Below are 15043 nucleotides of genomic sequence, written 5' to 3' on the forward strand. Positions count from 1 at the left end.
GTAATCGCATCCGCGATCATGTACATCGCATCGTAAGCGAGCGCCGCGTACGCATCCGGTTTCACACCGTAGGCTTTTTCATAGGCCGCCACAAAATCCATCGCCTTTTTATTGTTTTCATCCACGGCATAGTGGTTGCTGAAATACGTATTATTCAGGTTTTGCGCGCCGGCGATTTCCGCCAACTTCGCGCTGTCCCAACCGTCCGAACCCAAAATCGGTTTCGTGTAACCCATTTCACGCGCCTGCTTAATGATCAGGCCGACTTCCTGGTAGTACGCCGGTACAAAAATCGCATCCGGATCGCTGGCGATGATTTTCGTCAGCGTCGCTTTGAAATCGGTATCTTTCTGCAGGAAACCTTCGGTACCGGTAACCGTGCCGCCGGCCGCCGTGAACGCTTCCTCGAAGAATTTGGCCAATCCCTTGGAGTAATCGCTCGAGTTATCGACAAGGATCGCTACTTTTTGTGCGTTCAGCTGTTTCAACGCAAAGCTCGTCATAACTTTGCCCTGGAACGAATCGACAAAGGTGGAGCGGAACATGAAATCGCGCACTTTATTCGCTTTGTCATCCCAGGTCACACGCGGATTCGAACCCGTCGGGCTGATCCCGAGAACTTTCGCGGAGGAATTGATCGCGGACGCCGCAATCGCGTTCGAGCTGGTATCCGGAGCAATCGTGGCGATCGCGCCGTCATCAATCAATTTTTGCATCTGCGTCGTGGCTTCAGCCGCTTCCGAGCGGTTGTCGCCGACTTGCAGACTGACCTGCTTACCCATGAGGCCGCCTTTTTTGTTGATTTCATCTACCGCCAGCTTAATCGCGTTCGCGGAGCTTTGACCGAAGGACGCCTGGTTACCGGTCATTTCCAAGTTCGCGCCGATTTTAATCGTATCGGCCGCCGCTTTTTTGTCACCGCCGCCGCAACCCGCGAGCAATCCGATCGTCGCCATTGCCATCGCCGCTGCCGCTACTTTCTTTTGCCATTGTTTCATGTTCTTACCCCCTTGTTTTTATACTTTTACTATTAACTCAACTGAATACGTTTCAGGAAACGTCGTTCGCCGTTTACCAGCTGAATGACCACACCGCTCGAAACGGTATTGTGATCGGCGTCGATGGAAATCTTACCGCTGATGGCTTTGAAATCCTGCATCTTCGTCAGTTCCTGTTGAATCTTATGCGGATCAGTCGACTGCGCCCGCCGGATGGCTTCGAGCAAGAGTCGTGTCGCATCGTACCCGAGCACCGCGTAGGAATCCGGTTTGTATCCGAAACGACGTTCATACCGTGTGATAAACTGTTGCAACACCGGATCCGTATCATTTGGCGAGTAATGGTTGGTGTAGTAGGTATGGTTCAGATTTTTAGCGCCCGCAATTTCCACGAGTTTATCCGAATCCCAACCGTCACCACCGACGATCGGCACATTCCAGCCAATCTCACGTGCCTGCCGAACAATCATGCCCACTTCCTGGTAGTAGCCCGGCACGAACAAAACGTCCGGGTGTTGTGCTTTCAACTTCGTCAACGTGACTTTAAAATCCACATCTTTTTGCAGGTACGCTTCTTTGGCGATGACCGAGCCGCCGGCGGCCGTAAAGCTCTTGGTAAAGAAATTCGCCAAGCCGATCGCATATTCACTCGCATTATCGACCAGAATTGCCGCTTTTCGCGCTCCCAAGTCGCCGTAAGCGAACTCGGCGGCGATGCGTCCCTGGTAGGAGTCAATGAAAGTCGCTCGGAACACATAATCCCGCACCTTGCCGGTCGCCGGATCGATCGTAACCGCCGGATGCGTCGCCTTCGGACTGATCAGCGGAATTTTATTTTCCGCTACCATCGGCGCCACCGCAATCACGTTCGAACTGGTATCCGGACCGATGATGCCGACCACACCCGCGTCCACCAGCTTAAACATCGCATCACTCGAGCCGGCGACATCGCTGCGGTTATCGAGCGCGATCAGCTGAATTTGCTTGCCGAGAATTCCGTCCGCGCTGTTCACTTCGTCGATCGCCATTTGCATGGCATTGACCGTCGATGTGCCGAAGCTGGCGTTCGAGCCGGTCATTTCCAGATTGCTGCCGATCGTCAGTAAATGAGTATTATTCGGACTGCGATTCGGCTGACAGCCGGTCATACCGACCAACGCAATCGTACCGACGAGCGCGCTGATAATCAGCGCCCGCCACTTTGTTTGCATGGACATCCCCCTACCTTTCCTTATCATGATAAAAAGGTATACTTCTTATGCGATTTATTATATTATCCGTAAATATCTCGGTCAACACCTAATTTACAAGCATTTTGCAGGGTTTCAGTATTTTGTATACACAAAAACAATGCCGCTTTTTGTCGTCTTTTGCAAAACTCCCGCCCGTAGGGAAATCATGACCTCTTCCCCAAAAACGATGTAAAAAAGAAATACAAAAACGACTTGCTCTCATCGCAATATCGTGTATACGATTTTAAAATTAGCATAGCCTATTGGATTTTTCGTGTACGCTTTTTCCGGCATCAATGCCATCTCGAAAAAAACGCTCTCCTTTTTGCCGCCACTTCTTTCAGCGATATACGGTTTCACATCGCTGCCGTAAAATGCGCAAAATTTGTACCAATTTGCCTTTTTTGTCTATTTTGTATCTTCTGCTATTCAATTTTTATTTTCTTTCCTTATTTTGCCTTTCGTTTTTGCAGTCATTTGTCATTTCACGGAAATTTTGAATCGTTCATTTTGCGCGTGCTATAAAATTTTTATTTTTCTCAAAGTCTAACGGCTTTTAATAAAATTTACACGGATACCATTTCAAAAAAATTTTGCCGACCGGAAATAAAAACGGAAAAATTTTCCCACCGTATTTTGAGCAATAAAAAAGACCGCAAAGCGGTCTTTACTTTTTTGTCGGTAAAAACAACATCGGATCAACCGGCACGCCGTTAACACGTACTTCGTAATGAACGTGACTGCCGGTGCTGCGCCCGGTACTTCCCATGAAGGATATGACGGTGCCCGTTTGCACCTTATCGCCGACTTCGGCGATAATCAGCGAGTTATGCCCGTAACGCGTGACGATGCCGCCCGGATGCGTAACTTCCACCATATAACCGTAGCCGCCGGCCCAACCCGCCGCGGTGACGGTCCCGTTCGCGGTGGCCTGTATCGGAGAGCCGTAATCGCCGGCGATATCTACCCCTTCATGAAATCCGATGCCGTCACCGAAGGGATCGTTTCGCCAGCCGAAACTGCTGGAAACATATCCCCGCGCCGGCCAGATCGAGGGCGTATCGCCGGTCGCGCCGTCGTTCAATACGGGCTGATATGCCGGCGTAAGATCAATTCCTTCCGCCAACGATTGCCGCAACAGCACAAGCGAGTTCAGACGTTGGTCGGCGCGCGTGGAAAGCGCGGTGATACGTTCCAACAGCGCTCCCGGCGTTAACGCCTGCACCACTGCCGGCTCGCGCGCTACGGTGCCGCCACCACCTTGCGGCGCGGCTCCCGACTGCGAGCCTTGAATCATCTGCCGCACTTCCGCATCCAGCGCATCCAGACGCTGCATTTTGGTTTGCAGCTCCGTCAGTTTTTGGTTCGCGATTTCCACCTGCCGCTGATGCAACTGATTTTCCTCGCGCAAACGATCCACTTCCCAATGTTGGTAATAGCCCCAACCGATCATCGTTAACGCGGCAAGCAACACAATGATTTCCACTGCTACCAAAGTGTAAAACCATTTTTTGCGCATGGTCAACGTGACGGTGTCGGACGTTTGGAATGACTTCATGCCGTTCCTTTCTCCGGACCGCCGCCCTGTTCAAGCGCACGTGCCAAGCTGTCTTCTTCTTCTCTGCTGGGACGGGATAAATAGCGTCCGGCGCGAACTTCCTTCGCATATACTCGCGTTTCTTCCGAGCCGCTGATCGCGGACACCGTGACCCCGTTACCCCGGCCGTCAAGCATGGTCAGTGAAAAGCTGTCCTGCTGACCGTTGGCGGCAAAAGCATTGTACTGAACAAAACCGATTTGTTGTAATGCGGCATGTTGCACCCGAGAAAGATTTTCCTGCGCCGCGCCCATCGCGCTGATGGATGCGCCCAGTTCACGCAATTCGCGCACTTCGGTCGCAAGTTTACGTTCCAGAGTGTTACCGTCTTCGCCGCGCATGAAAAGATTATATTTTTGTCGTAATTGACGCATTTGCGTATATAAAACGAGTACATAAGCTAATACTATAACGAGCAGAGCAATTAATACGCCGAGCATAATCGTACCCGTCGTCTCCGTCAACCAAGCCATACTTCCTCCTGTTTCACGTGAAACATTATTTCAGTAACGCCAAAAGCCGCTCCAGTTCATCCCAATTCGCATACGGAATGCGAATTTCACCATGCGTCTTGCTGCCGCTGCCCTGCGCGGTAATAGTTACTTTCGTTCCGAGCAATAAGGTCAGCTCCTCACTTTCCGCATGGAGATAAGCCTCGACGTTTGCATCCGATTTTTTCGTTTTTTTCTGCTTCAGCGATTTCCGAGCCGGCGTTTTGGTTTCGGCAAGCAACGCTTCTACCCGGCGCGCACTTAAACCTTCCGCGACAATTTTTTGCGCCCAACGCACCTGCGCATCCGGATCTTCTACCGTCAGTAAAGGTCGCACCTGCCCGACGGTGAGATCGCGACGCGCCAACAGTTCCCGTACAAAATCCGGCAATTGGAGAAGCCGCATCATATTGGTAATATACGGGCGGCTGCGGCCGACTTTAGTCGCAATCTGCGCCTGCGTCAGAGAAAATTCATCACGCAAACGATAGTACGCCGCCGCTTCTTCAATCGGATTTAAGTCTTCCCGTTGCAAGTTTTCGATTAACGCGACCGCGGCCAGCGCGGCATCGTCGTAATCACGAATGACTACCGGCACGGTGCTAAGCTTGGCAATTTTAGCGGCGCGCAAACGCCGTTCCCCCGCGACCAATTGGTAGCCGTCATCGACCTTCATCACAATGAGCGGCTGAATAATGCCGTACTCTTTGATCGACGCGGCCAAGTCATTCAGTTCATTTTCGGCAAACTCCTGCCGAGGCTGCTGCGGATTAGGAGCAATGTCCGTCAGAGGAACTTCCTGCACCGCCGATTCGCTACTAGGAAGCAACGAATCCAGACCGCGGCCCGGATTCATGCCTTTTTTAGCCACGCCGTAACACCTCCTGCGCCAATTCGCGATACACTTCCGCGCCTTTGGATTTATCGTCATAAAGAATAATCGGCTCGCCGTAGCTCGGCGCTTCGCTTAATCGCACATTGCGCGGAATCAGCGTGCGGTAGACTTTTTCGCCGAAATGTTTTTTGACTTCATCGGCCACCTGCAAAGACAAATTAGTGCGGCCGTCAAACATCGTCAACACAACGCCTTCCAAATGCAGGCCCGGGTTCCAGTTGCCCGAAACCGAACGGATCGTCTGCAAAAGCTGCGCCACTCCTTCCAATGCGTAGTATTCGCACTGAACGGGCACCAACACCGATCCCGCCGCGACCAACGCGTTCACCGTTAAAAGGCCCAAGGATGGCGGGCAGTCGATTAAGATATAGTCGAATTTCTTTTTTAATTTACCTAAGGCGTCACGCAATTTTGTTTCACGTGAAACCATGTTGACCAATTCGACTTCCGCACCCGCCAACGCAATCGTCGCGGGCAAAACGGATAAACCCTCCACGGCGGTTTTCACGCATGCTTTTTTGGCGGATGCTCCTTCGATCAGCACTTCATAACCGGAACTCTCGATTCGGTCTTTGTCGATCCCCAGACCGCTGGTCGCATTTCCCTGCGCGTCCATATCCACTAACAGTACGGCTTGACCCGCTTCCGCCAGGCAGGCCGCCAGGTTTACGGCGGTCGTCGTTTTGCCTACGCCGCCTTTCTGATTCATGATGGCAATAATTTTACCCACCGTGGCACCTCCATTTCTATTCGTACTTTATAGTATATCACACTGATCGACAGCGCTTTGTCAAAAGTCGATTTGTTTTTTCTTCCGCCCGCATAAAAAGAGACCGTCCGCAGACGGTCTCTTTTTATCCGAATAAATCTTCCAAGGTCATGTTTTTGTCTTTCGCCAGGACTTTTTGCCAGTGCTCCAAATGTTCCTTTTCCGCTCCGGATAGTGCCGGAAATTGCGGATCCAATTGTTTCAACAGCTGCAAGGTCGCCTGCGCCGCCAAGTAACGCGTGTACCATTTTTTATCCGCCGGCAGTATATACCAGGGAGCGTACTTCGTCGACGTAGCCTGAATCATGTCCGCGTACACATGCTGGTAATTGTTCCAATACTTGCGTTCATTGATATCGGCCATGGAAAACTTCCAGTTCTTTTCCGGTCGTTTGATCCGATCAATCAGCCGCTCCGCCTGCTCGTCTTTAGAAACGTGCAAGAAAAATTTCAGCATAAAGTAGCCGTTTTCATGCAAGTAGCGCTCCCAATCATTGATTTGGCGGAAGCGTTCCTGCCAAAATTCCTTGTCGATTTCGACATCGTTGCCCGGAAAGTTCTGATCTTTCAATAAATTATGCACGCGCGTAACGATGACGTCTTCATAATGAGAGCGGTTGAAAATGCCGATTTCGCCACGCCGCGGCAAGGCCCGATTGACGCGCCAGAGGTAGTCGCGATCCAACTCTTCACTCGACGGTTGCTTAAAGGTGGCGACACGTACGCCTTGCGGATTGAGAACGGTGTAGACATGCTTGATGAGACCGTCTTTACCCGCCGCATCCATCGCTTGCAAAACGACGACAATGCCATGCTTATTTTCGGCATAAAGTCGTTCCTGATAAACCTTCAGCTCTTCCAGAACTTCCGGAAACAATTCTTCTTTCACCGTCTGTTTATCCGCTTCTTTCGGTGGGGCTGTCGGAATATTTTTAAAATCCAACTTGTCTTTGTGATGCACGAGATACCGTTTGGCGTCCATGGGTCTTCCTCCTCACTCTGATCGCAATCATTGTCACTTACATTATAAAGGTTGTTTCACCGCTTTGCCTGGCGCGCGCGGAAAACGCTTCGGCGTCGCCTGCACTTTTTGAATAATGCAGAGCACCCGCTCATCAAACCATTCGCCGCGATGCAATTTGCGCACTTCGCACAACTGACCCCCGAGTTCCCGAATAGCGCGTTGCGCAGCGCTCGCTTCCTCCGCGCCCTTCGGTCCTTTCCAGGCCAGAAAATAACCGCCTCGAGCGACAAAAGGCAACGCCCACTCGCAGAGCACGCGCAAATCGGCTACCGCGCGCGATGTCACCACCGCAAACTGTTCGCGATATTCCTTCGCCTGCCCGGCAAATTCGGCGCGCTCATGGAGAATCTGTACATTCGTAAGGCCGATTGTTTGCGCGGCGTCAGCGACAAAACGTAATTTTTTACCGACGGAGTCGAGCAATGTCCATTCGACATTCGGTGTAAGAATCGCCAGCGGGATACCGGGAAAACCGCCGCCCGTACCGAGATCAAGCGCGCGCGAACGCGCCGGAAAATACGCGGGATCATAGCCCAGCCACGAATCAATATAATGCTTCGCCAAAAATTCCTGCGGCTCGGTGATCGATGTCAAATTCATCACCCGATTTTGCTCGATTACCGCAGTATAATACGCCGCATACGCCTGACTTTGCTCCGGCGTCAATGCGATCCCCAGCGACGTTGCCGCCGCTGTTATTTGTTCCGGGCTGAGCGTTGTCGTTTCAGGCATCATGATCGACTCCCTGTCGCCGTTTTTGCTCCAAATAAATCATCAATACGGTAATATCCGCCGGCGAAACGCCGGAAACGCGCGAGGCCTGACCTAATGTGGCCGGTTTAATCTGCTGCAACTTTTGCCGCGCTTCGATCGAAATGCCGCGCAACGTATCATACGGCAAATCATCCGCGAGTTGCGTTGTTTCCATTTTCTGTTGGCGGCGAATGCGTTCCTGTTGCTTCGTAATATACCCTTCGTACTTGGTCGAAACCGACAATTCTTCCCGCACATCGATGCCCGGATCGTCCCAGCCGAGTAAACGCGCGATATCCATATACGAAAGCTCGGGTCGCCGCAATAGTTGCGCGGCGGTTGTGCCGGTTTTCAACGCGGCGCTTCCCAAGCTCGTGAGATAGGCATTCGTTTCCGGCGTCGGCGTGAGCATCGTCGCCTGCAATTTTTGATGCCCTTCTTCCACCGCGGCGCGTTTCGCTTCATACCGCGCCCAACGCGCGTCACTTACTAAACCGAGTGTACGCCCGAACGGCGTCAAACGCAAATCCGCATTGTCCTGACGCAATAGCAGACGATATTCACTGCGGCTCGTCATCATGCGATACGGTTCATTCGTGCCTTTCGTCACCAAGTCGTCAATCAGCGTGCCGATGTAGGCTTGCGCGCGCGTCAGCGTAAACGGTTCTTTACCGAGCACGTAATGCGCCGCGTTAACGCCGGCGATGAAACCCTGCGCCGCGGCTTCTTCATAACCCGAGGTTCCGTTCGCCTGTCCGGCGGAAAAAAGTCCGTCGCATTTTTTATAACGCAAACCCGCCGTCAGCTGCAACGGGTCCAGACATTCATATTCAATCGCGTACGCCGGACGCATGATTTCGACATGCTCCAAGCCGGGGATCGTGCGCAAAAAAGCATACTGCACGTCCATCGGCAAGGATGTCGACATGCCCTGGACATACATTTCGTTGGTTTCCAAACCTTCCGGCTCGATGAAGAGTTGGTGCCGCTCTTTATCCGCGAAGCGCACCACTTTATCTTCAATCGAAGGACAATAGCGCGCGCCGACGCCGTGCACCAGCCCCGCGTATAAAGGAGCTCGATCTAAGTTGGCGCGAATGATCGCATGCGTTTCCGCGTTGGTATAGGTCAGCCAACAACAAGTCGCGTTGCGGTCTTTGCGTTCGGATAAAAAGGAAAATGTATGGAAATCCTTGTCGCCGTCCTGCCGTTCCATGCGCTCAAGCGACAGCGTGCGCAAATCGACGCGACTCGGTGTGCCCGTTTTGAAACGACGCAGTTCGACGCCATGCGCCCGCAATGAATCGGCAAGCTTCAAACTCGCGCGGTAGCCGTTCGGACCGCCGCTGTACTTATGCGTACCGATCAGAATTTCACCTTGTAAATACGTTCCTGTCGCCAATACAACCGCTTTTGCGCGATACGCTTCATCCAACTCCGTTTTAATGCCGGTTACGCGACCGTCCTCTACCAAAAGATCGGTTACCATCAATTGCTTGACGTCCAGGCGCGGTTCGTTTTCAACGATCTGTTTCATGCGGCGATGGTATGCGTTTTTATCATTTTGCGCGCGCAATGCGTGGACGGCCGGACCTTTGCCGCGATTCAGCATGCGCATCTGAATCGCCGTTTCATCGGCGACAATCCCCATTTGTCCGCCCAACGCGTCCAATTCCCGCACGAGCTGGCTCTTGCCCGGACCGCCGATCGCCGGATTGCACGGCATCATTGCGATATTTTCCAAACTGATCGTGCACAGCAAAGTACGCGCTCCCAGACGCGCCGCGGCGAGTCCCGCCTCACAGCCCGCATGGCCCGCGCCGATCACGATCACATCGTAACTTGCTACTTCGTACATGCTCTTCCCCTTACTTACCGACGCAAAAACGTCGGAAAATCTCATCGGTAATACTTGCCTCGGGATTTCGCCCGACAATCGCGCCCAACGCGTCCCAAGCCGCCCGTAAATCTTCCGTAATCAGATCTTCCATCAAGCCTTCATGCAAACCCTGCTGCGCGGAACGCAATGCGTCGAGCGCTCGACGCGCCAAATCCTCCTGACGTACATTCGTCAAAAGAACGCTGTCCGCGCCGGCTTGCAGCCGGTGTTGCTCGACATAGGTCGCCAACGCGTTGCCAAGTTCGTCCATACCGGTGCCCGTGCGCGCCGCGATCGCTACCTGCGGGATGCCGCCGGTGAGCGTCTCCACCTCGGCAAGATCCGCCTGCAAGGGCAAATCCGTTTTGTTCAACAGTAAAATCGCCGCTTTATTTTGCAAGGTCGCAAGCCACGCGCGCGTTTCCGCCGTCAGTGGCTGCGATGCATCCAGCACGGCGAGAATCAAATCCGCCTGCGCGAGTTCGCGGTGCGTGCGCGCAATTCCCATTTGCTCGATTTGATCGCTCGCTTCACGAATACCCGCGGTGTCCACAAGCACCAGCGGAATACCGTGAATCAGCGCCGATTCCGTAATCGTGTCGCGTGTCGTCCCGGGAATATCCGTTACAATCGCGCGCTCTTCCGCCAGCAATTGATTCAAAAGGCTCGATTTGCCCGCATTGGGCAAGCCCGCGATAACGGTTTTTAAGCCCTCTTTCCAAACTTTTCCCGCCGCCGCGCGGGCGATCATCGTTTCCAATTCGGTAATGATCGCGGTCAGCTTCGTATCGATTTCCGCCGGCGTCAGCTCCGCCAAATCCTCTTCGGGATAATCGATCACCGCTTCCAGTGAGGCCACGAGCTCTGTCACCGCCGCGCCCGTCGCTTCCACCCAGCGGGAAAGCTTACCCGTCAGTTGACCGACCGCCACGCCTAAGCCGACTTCGCTTTTCGCGGTAATAATATCATCCACCGCTTCCGCCTGCGTCAAATCAATACGCCCGTTCAAAAAGGCGCGTTCGGTAAATTCACCGCGCTCCGCCAAGCGCGCGCCCGCTTGGAGACAGAGCTGCAAGCTGCGCTGCAACACCAGCATCCCGCCGTGCAGTTGCAATTCCACGACATCTTCACCCGTATACGAACGCGGCGCGCGCATGACGAGCAAAATGCCTTCGTCCATCGTTTGCCCGTTCGCTACAATGTGACCGTAATGCGCCCGAAACCCGCGCGCCTGACTCCAGTCGAGCGGCGTGTACGGCCGAAAAACGCGCGCGGCGAGCGCGAGCGCATCCGGCCCGCTGATTCGGATAATACCGATTCCGCCCGTGCCGAACGGCGTTGCGATCGCGGCAATGGTATCTTCGTTATACATAATTCTCCTCAGAAAAAGAAAGACCGGGATCGCCCCGGTCTGTAATGCGTTTACTGCTTGTAGTGAATCACCAAGTGGCGATTGTCCAGTTCGCCTTCACTCTTCGTGTAGACGTCCGGATCGTCCTGCAATGTCAGATGAATAATTTTGCGTTCGTACGCATTCATCGGCTCCAACACCAAGGGGCGTTGGCTGCGTTTGACGCGATTCGCCAGGCGGATCGCCAGCGATTCCAGCGTCGCTTGCCGACGTTCGCGGTAATCTTCTACGTCGAGCATGACGAAATACCGACCGCGACCGCTCTGATTGGCCGCTAAATTGGTCAGGTACTGCAACGAGTCCAACGTCTTGCCGTGCTTACCGATCAAAACGCCTAACCCGCGACCGTGTAATTGCAATAAAATGCGTTCCGCAGTCATTCGCTTTTCAATCATCACATCGAGTCCCATCGCATCGGTGACGGATTGCAAAAAGGCTTTAGCGCGCTGCGCCGTTTCCGCCTGTTCTTCCGCCGAAAATGCGCTTTGGGAACGAGTATTCGCCACCGCGTCGTTATCCGCTACATGCGCCGTGGCTGCCGCTTCCGCCTCCGGACGCAGCGTTTCTTCCGCCGCTTGGGTCTCCTGTTCAACAACGGTCGCCGGTGTTTCGATGACCGGCTCTTCGTTTTGCACTTCGATACCGGTGGCGTTTTCAAGACCTGCGGACATTTTGGCCTGGCGCTTCGAAGCTTCCGTCAATTCTTCGCGCGGCACAATATAATCCGCTTTCGCGGTCTCTTCATCGACTTCCGATTCCGTCAGACTACCATACAATTTGGTGACCAGAATCCGCGCATCTTTCGCGCCGATACCGAAGATACCCTTTGACCCTTCCGACAGAACGTCTACATTTACTTCACCGCGCGTGACTTTCAGCTCTGCTAATGCTTTCGCGGTAGCGTCTTCCACGGTTTTGCCCGTAAATTCGATTGGATGGCTCATTTGGCACCTGCTCCCTTCGGCTTTTCACGAAACATGATAAACTGTTGCGCCATCTGGAATAAGTTGGAAACTACCCAATAAATAACCAGACCGCTCGGAAAACTTAAGCTGATGTAGCCGATGAAAAGCGGCATAAAGACCAGCATGATTTTTTGCTGCTGCGCCGCCATAGAACCCGCCGGATTGTTGCTGCTCATCGTTTGCTTTTGCATGATGAACGTCGACAGCGCGGACAAAACAGGTAAAATATAGAACGGATCGGTCGCGCCCAGGCTCGGCAGCCATAAGAAGCTGATATATTCGGGATCGTATTGGTAACTGCGCAACGCGTAGAAAATCGAAATCAGAAACGGCATCTGAATCAGCATCGGCAAGCAGCCCGACAGCGGATTGACACCCATCTCCTGATACATCTTCGTCATTTCCATTTGAATCCGTTGCGGATCCCCTTTATATTTCTTTTGAATCTCCTGAAGGCGCGGCTGCATTTCCTGCATGCTCTTCATCGAGCGGATCTGCTTAATCGCCAGCGGCAAAAGCAACACGCGAATCAGAATCGTCATTACAATAATTGCGATCCCGTAACTCGGGAATCCCGCCATCTGCGTCAATTGGTAGCAAAACGACAAGAAATGCTGCATGATTGACGCTAAAAAATCAATGGCATCACTGAATATACTCACTCGGTTCCTCCTTTAAGGATGCGCGGGCAGGCGGTACAGGATCATAGCCCCCCGAATGCAAGGGATGACACTTCAGCAGGCGTCGCAACGCCAGCCAACTTCCCTGCAGGGGTCCGAAGCGTATAATCGCTTCGCGGGCATAACTGCTGCACGTCGGATAAAAACGACATGTCGGCGGTTTCAACGGTGAAAGAAAGCGACGGTAAAAGTCGATCATACCGATTAAAATACGCGTCAGCATTGCAAAAGTTTCGCCCTTCTGAGCACATATAATAAATCCCGCTCCGCTTCCGCATATGACGCTTGCGCCAACCGCTTACGTCCCACCAGAACCAGGTGATAGCCCGGTTTCAGCTGCGGCCGATGCAGGCGATACGCTTCGCGAAGCAAACGGCGCGCACGATTTCGCGCGACCGCATTTCCTACCTTTTTGCCGGTGACAAAGCCGACCCGTGTGGGTTCGCCCTGTCGCGGCAGCACATACAGTACCAGACGATTGGCAATCACGGCACGACCGTGTTGGTAGACACGCCGGTACTCATGGCCCTGCGTAATTCGATCCCCTTTTTTCAATTCGTGCATGACAACCGTCCCTTATGTACACAAAGAACTTGGCCGAGGCCAAGTTCTTTGTATCGCCTCTCGCTTAGGCGGATAATTTTTTTCTGCCTTTCAATCTTCTTCTTTTCAAGACCATGCGGCCGCCTTTAGTTTTCATGCGTTCCCGAAAACCGTGGGTACGTTTGCGCCAAAGCACACTCGGTTGATACGTCCGTTTCATGTCTGCACCTCCTTCTAGCATTAGGTGAATCAGTTCATACCATAACAAAGTAATTATATTGAAAAAGTTTGTCGCTGTCAATCAAAAGGCTTGTCATTGCGCAAAGAATTATTCGGTACTTAATATATATGAAAAATTTTTGCCAAAATTTTCATTTTTTACTTGAAGTGTTGTCCGCCTGTGCTATAATTAGTGAAATATCTATTAAGGGGTGATGAAAATGCGAGGACAGACCATTTCTCGCTCTGCCTATGTATCCATAGGCCTCATGTTATTTGCATTATTTTTCGGAGCGGGAAACTTGATTTTCCCGGCCTCTCTGGGACAACATGCCGGCTTGAATTTTCCGGAAGCGATTCTGGGCTTTTTAGTCACCGGCGTCGGTCTGCCTTTGTTGGGCGTTATGGCCATCGGCTACTCCGGCAGTCGCGACCTGCAGGATCTCGCATCGCGTGTCCATCCCGTCTTCGGTCTTTTATTTACCATTTTATTGTACCTGACAATCGGACCGTTTTTCGCCATCCCGCGTACGGGAACGGTGTCGTATGAAATCGGCATCAAACCGTTTTTGGGCGCCGGCGCCGGCAACTTGGAGTTATCGATTTTTCTCGCCGTGTTCTTCGGCCTTTCGTGGTGGTTTTCCATTTCGCCGGCCAAGCTCGTTTCGCGTATCGGTAAAGTATTGACGCCGCTCTTACTTTTATTTCTCGGCATACTGATCGTAAAATCCCTTCTCTCACCGATCGGACCGATGCAAGCTCCGACGCCGACATACGCTACTTCCGGTCTGGCGTTTGCGCAGGGCTTCCTGGACGGTTACAACACGATGGATGCGTTGGCGTCCTTGGTCTTCGGCATCATCATCGTCAAATCCGTCAAACAGTACGGCGCGGAATTTGAGCGTGATATCGCGGCGGCTACGTTTAAATCCGGCTTGATTGCCGCGATCTGCCTGGGCGTTGTCTATGTCTTTATCGGCAACATCGGCGCGACCAGCGTCACCGGCATCGGCATGCAGGAAACGGGCGCGCCGGTTCTCTCGCTTTCGACGCAGTTTTACTTTGGCGATCCGGGCGCATTCATTTTGGCCGTCATTGTCGTCCTGGCGTGTTTGACGACAAGCATCGGTTTGATTACCTCCTGCTCCACCTACTTCAACGAATTGGTTCCGGCGCTTTCTTATCGCGCGTGGGTATGCATCTTCTCCTTATTTTCCGCGGTAATCGGCATGTTCGGTTTGTCGACGATCATTTCCGCCGCGATTCCGGTGCTGATGTTCCTGTATCCCTTGACGATGGTGATGATGGCGCTGACGTTTTTGGCACCGCTTTTTGACAATCGCCAGGCGGGTTACCTCATTACGCAACTCTTTACATTGGTTCCCGCGCTCTATGACGGATTGCGCACCGCAGGTTTTGAAATGCCGGCTCTCACGAACTGGATGGCAACGAATTTACCGTTATTCGGTTACGGTTTGGGCTGGGTATCTTTTGCGGTCGTCGGTTTCATTCTGGCGCTCTGCTATGTGAAGCTCGTGAAAAAAACACCGACAACTGTCTAACCGATAAAAAACCGGTCGGAAAATT

The 15043-nt window shown here is 52.7% G+C and carries 16 protein-coding genes; 1 reads left to right on the forward strand and 15 read right to left on the reverse strand.

The window, feature by feature from the left end:
- From KH813_RS00005 to rpmH, 15 genes are all read right to left on the reverse strand, one after another.
- Positions 1–998 (reverse strand): ABC transporter substrate-binding protein (locus KH813_RS00005; protein ID WP_303991626.1); only part of this gene is annotated, 998 nt, incomplete at its 3' end.
- A 32-nt stretch (positions 999–1030) separates the two neighbouring features.
- Positions 1031–2209, reverse strand: a complete 1179-nt coding sequence (locus tag KH813_RS00010; protein ID WP_303991628.1) for an ABC transporter substrate-binding protein — start codon at positions 2207–2209, stop codon at positions 1031–1033.
- Between the two features lie 688 nt (positions 2210–2897).
- Complete coding sequence (locus KH813_RS00015) at positions 2898–3788, reverse strand: M23 family metallopeptidase (RefSeq protein WP_303991629.1); 891 nt, start codon at positions 3786–3788, stop codon at positions 2898–2900.
- Positions 3785–4300 (reverse strand): DUF4446 family protein, encoded by a 516-nt coding sequence (locus KH813_RS00020; RefSeq protein WP_303991630.1) that lies wholly within the window; start codon positions 4298–4300, stop codon positions 3785–3787. The genes KH813_RS00015 and KH813_RS00020 overlap by 4 nt, the downstream gene beginning before the upstream one ends.
- A 25-nt stretch (positions 4301–4325) precedes the next feature.
- Positions 4326–5189: a ParB/RepB/Spo0J family partition protein gene (locus KH813_RS00025; protein ID WP_303991633.1), complete on the reverse strand. Its 864-nt coding sequence runs from the start codon at positions 5187–5189 to the stop codon at positions 4326–4328.
- Positions 5182–5943, reverse strand: a complete 762-nt coding sequence (locus KH813_RS00030; RefSeq protein ID WP_303991636.1) for a ParA family protein — start codon at positions 5941–5943, stop codon at positions 5182–5184. The genes KH813_RS00025 and KH813_RS00030 overlap by 8 nt, the downstream gene beginning before the upstream one ends.
- Positions 5944–6067: 124 nt before the next feature.
- A complete protein-coding gene (locus tag KH813_RS00035; RefSeq protein WP_303991639.1) occupies positions 6068–6964 on the reverse strand; it encodes a PPK2 family polyphosphate kinase in 897 nt (298 codons plus the stop codon).
- Between the two features lie 42 nt (positions 6965–7006).
- Positions 7007–7741, reverse strand: a complete 735-nt coding sequence (gene rsmG / locus KH813_RS00040; protein WP_303991642.1) for a 16S rRNA (guanine(527)-N(7))-methyltransferase RsmG — start codon at positions 7739–7741, stop codon at positions 7007–7009.
- Positions 7731–9617, reverse strand: a complete 1887-nt coding sequence (gene mnmG / locus KH813_RS00045; protein WP_303991645.1) for a tRNA uridine-5-carboxymethylaminomethyl(34) synthesis enzyme MnmG — start codon at positions 9615–9617, stop codon at positions 7731–7733. The genes rsmG and mnmG overlap by 11 nt, the downstream gene beginning before the upstream one ends.
- Before the next feature lie 10 nt (positions 9618–9627).
- Positions 9628–11010 (reverse strand): tRNA uridine-5-carboxymethylaminomethyl(34) synthesis GTPase MnmE, encoded by a 1383-nt coding sequence (mnmE, locus tag KH813_RS00050; protein ID WP_303991648.1) that lies wholly within the window; start codon positions 11008–11010, stop codon positions 9628–9630.
- A gap of 50 nt (positions 11011–11060) precedes the next feature.
- Entirely contained in the window at positions 11061–11993 is a 933-nt protein-coding gene (jag, locus tag KH813_RS00055) for an RNA-binding cell elongation regulator Jag/EloR (RefSeq protein ID WP_303991651.1), read from the reverse strand.
- Entirely contained in the window at positions 11990–12634 is a 645-nt protein-coding gene (locus KH813_RS00060; RefSeq protein WP_303991766.1) for a YidC/Oxa1 family membrane protein insertase, read from the reverse strand. The genes jag and KH813_RS00060 overlap by 4 nt, the downstream gene beginning before the upstream one ends.
- 25 nt (positions 12635–12659) lie before the next feature.
- Complete coding sequence (gene yidD, locus KH813_RS00065; protein WP_075939272.1) at positions 12660–12917, reverse strand: membrane protein insertion efficiency factor YidD; 258 nt, start codon at positions 12915–12917, stop codon at positions 12660–12662.
- Positions 12911–13258 (reverse strand): ribonuclease P protein component, encoded by a 348-nt coding sequence (rnpA, locus tag KH813_RS00070; RefSeq protein ID WP_075939273.1) that lies wholly within the window; start codon positions 13256–13258, stop codon positions 12911–12913. The genes yidD and rnpA overlap by 7 nt, the downstream gene beginning before the upstream one ends.
- A 64-nt stretch (positions 13259–13322) precedes the next feature.
- Complete coding sequence (gene rpmH / locus KH813_RS00075; RefSeq protein WP_075939274.1) at positions 13323–13457, reverse strand: 50S ribosomal protein L34; 135 nt, start codon at positions 13455–13457, stop codon at positions 13323–13325.
- Positions 13458–13677: 220 nt separating this feature from the next.
- On the opposite strand from rpmH, the gene brnQ reads away from it, so the two are divergent.
- Positions 13678–15018: a branched-chain amino acid transport system II carrier protein gene (gene brnQ / locus KH813_RS00080; RefSeq protein ID WP_303991655.1), complete on the forward strand. Its 1341-nt coding sequence runs from the start codon at positions 13678–13680 to the stop codon at positions 15016–15018.
- Positions 15019–15043 lie beyond the last annotated feature (25 nt).

The sequence above is a fragment of the Negativicoccus succinicivorans genome (genome assembly GCF_018373335.1).
Lineage (GTDB): Bacteria > Bacillota > Negativicutes > Veillonellales > Negativicoccaceae > Negativicoccus > Negativicoccus succinicivorans_A.

Excerpts from the sequence above, each read along its gene's own strand:
- KH813_RS00010 (WP_303991628.1), bottom strand. The coding sequence starts at position 2,209 with ATGCAAACAAAGTGGCGGGCGCTGATTATCAGCGCGCTCGTCGGTACG.
- KH813_RS00015 (WP_303991629.1), bottom strand. The coding sequence starts at position 3,788 with ATGAAGTCATTCCAAACGTCCGACACCGTCACGTTGACCATGCGCAAA.
- KH813_RS00020 (WP_303991630.1), bottom strand. The coding sequence starts at position 4,300 with ATGGCTTGGTTGACGGAGACGACGGGTACGATTATGCTCGGCGTATTA.
- KH813_RS00035 (WP_303991639.1), bottom strand. The coding sequence starts at position 6,964 with ATGGACGCCAAACGGTATCTCGTGCATCACAAAGACAAGTTGGATTTT.
- rsmG (WP_303991642.1), bottom strand. The coding sequence starts at position 7,741 with ATGATGCCTGAAACGACAACGCTCAGCCCGGAACAAATAACAGCGGCG.
- mnmG (WP_303991645.1), bottom strand. The coding sequence starts at position 9,617 with ATGTACGAAGTAGCAAGTTACGATGTGATCGTGATCGGCGCGGGCCAT.
- mnmE (WP_303991648.1), bottom strand. The coding sequence starts at position 11,010 with ATGTATAACGAAGATACCATTGCCGCGATCGCAACGCCGTTCGGCACG.
- jag (WP_303991651.1), bottom strand. The coding sequence starts at position 11,993 with ATGAGCCATCCAATCGAATTTACGGGCAAAACCGTGGAAGACGCTACC.
- KH813_RS00060 (WP_303991766.1), bottom strand. The coding sequence starts at position 12,634 with ATGCAGCATTTCTTGTCGTTTTGCTACCAATTGACGCAGATGGCGGGA.
- yidD (WP_075939272.1), bottom strand. The coding sequence starts at position 12,917 with ATGCTGACGCGTATTTTAATCGGTATGATCGACTTTTACCGTCGCTTT.
- rnpA (WP_075939273.1), bottom strand. The coding sequence starts at position 13,258 with ATGCACGAATTGAAAAAAGGGGATCGAATTACGCAGGGCCATGAGTAC.
- rpmH (WP_075939274.1), bottom strand. The coding sequence starts at position 13,457 with ATGAAACGGACGTATCAACCGAGTGTGCTTTGGCGCAAACGTACCCAC.
- brnQ (WP_303991655.1), top strand. The coding sequence starts at position 13,678 with ATGCGAGGACAGACCATTTCTCGCTCTGCCTATGTATCCATAGGCCTC.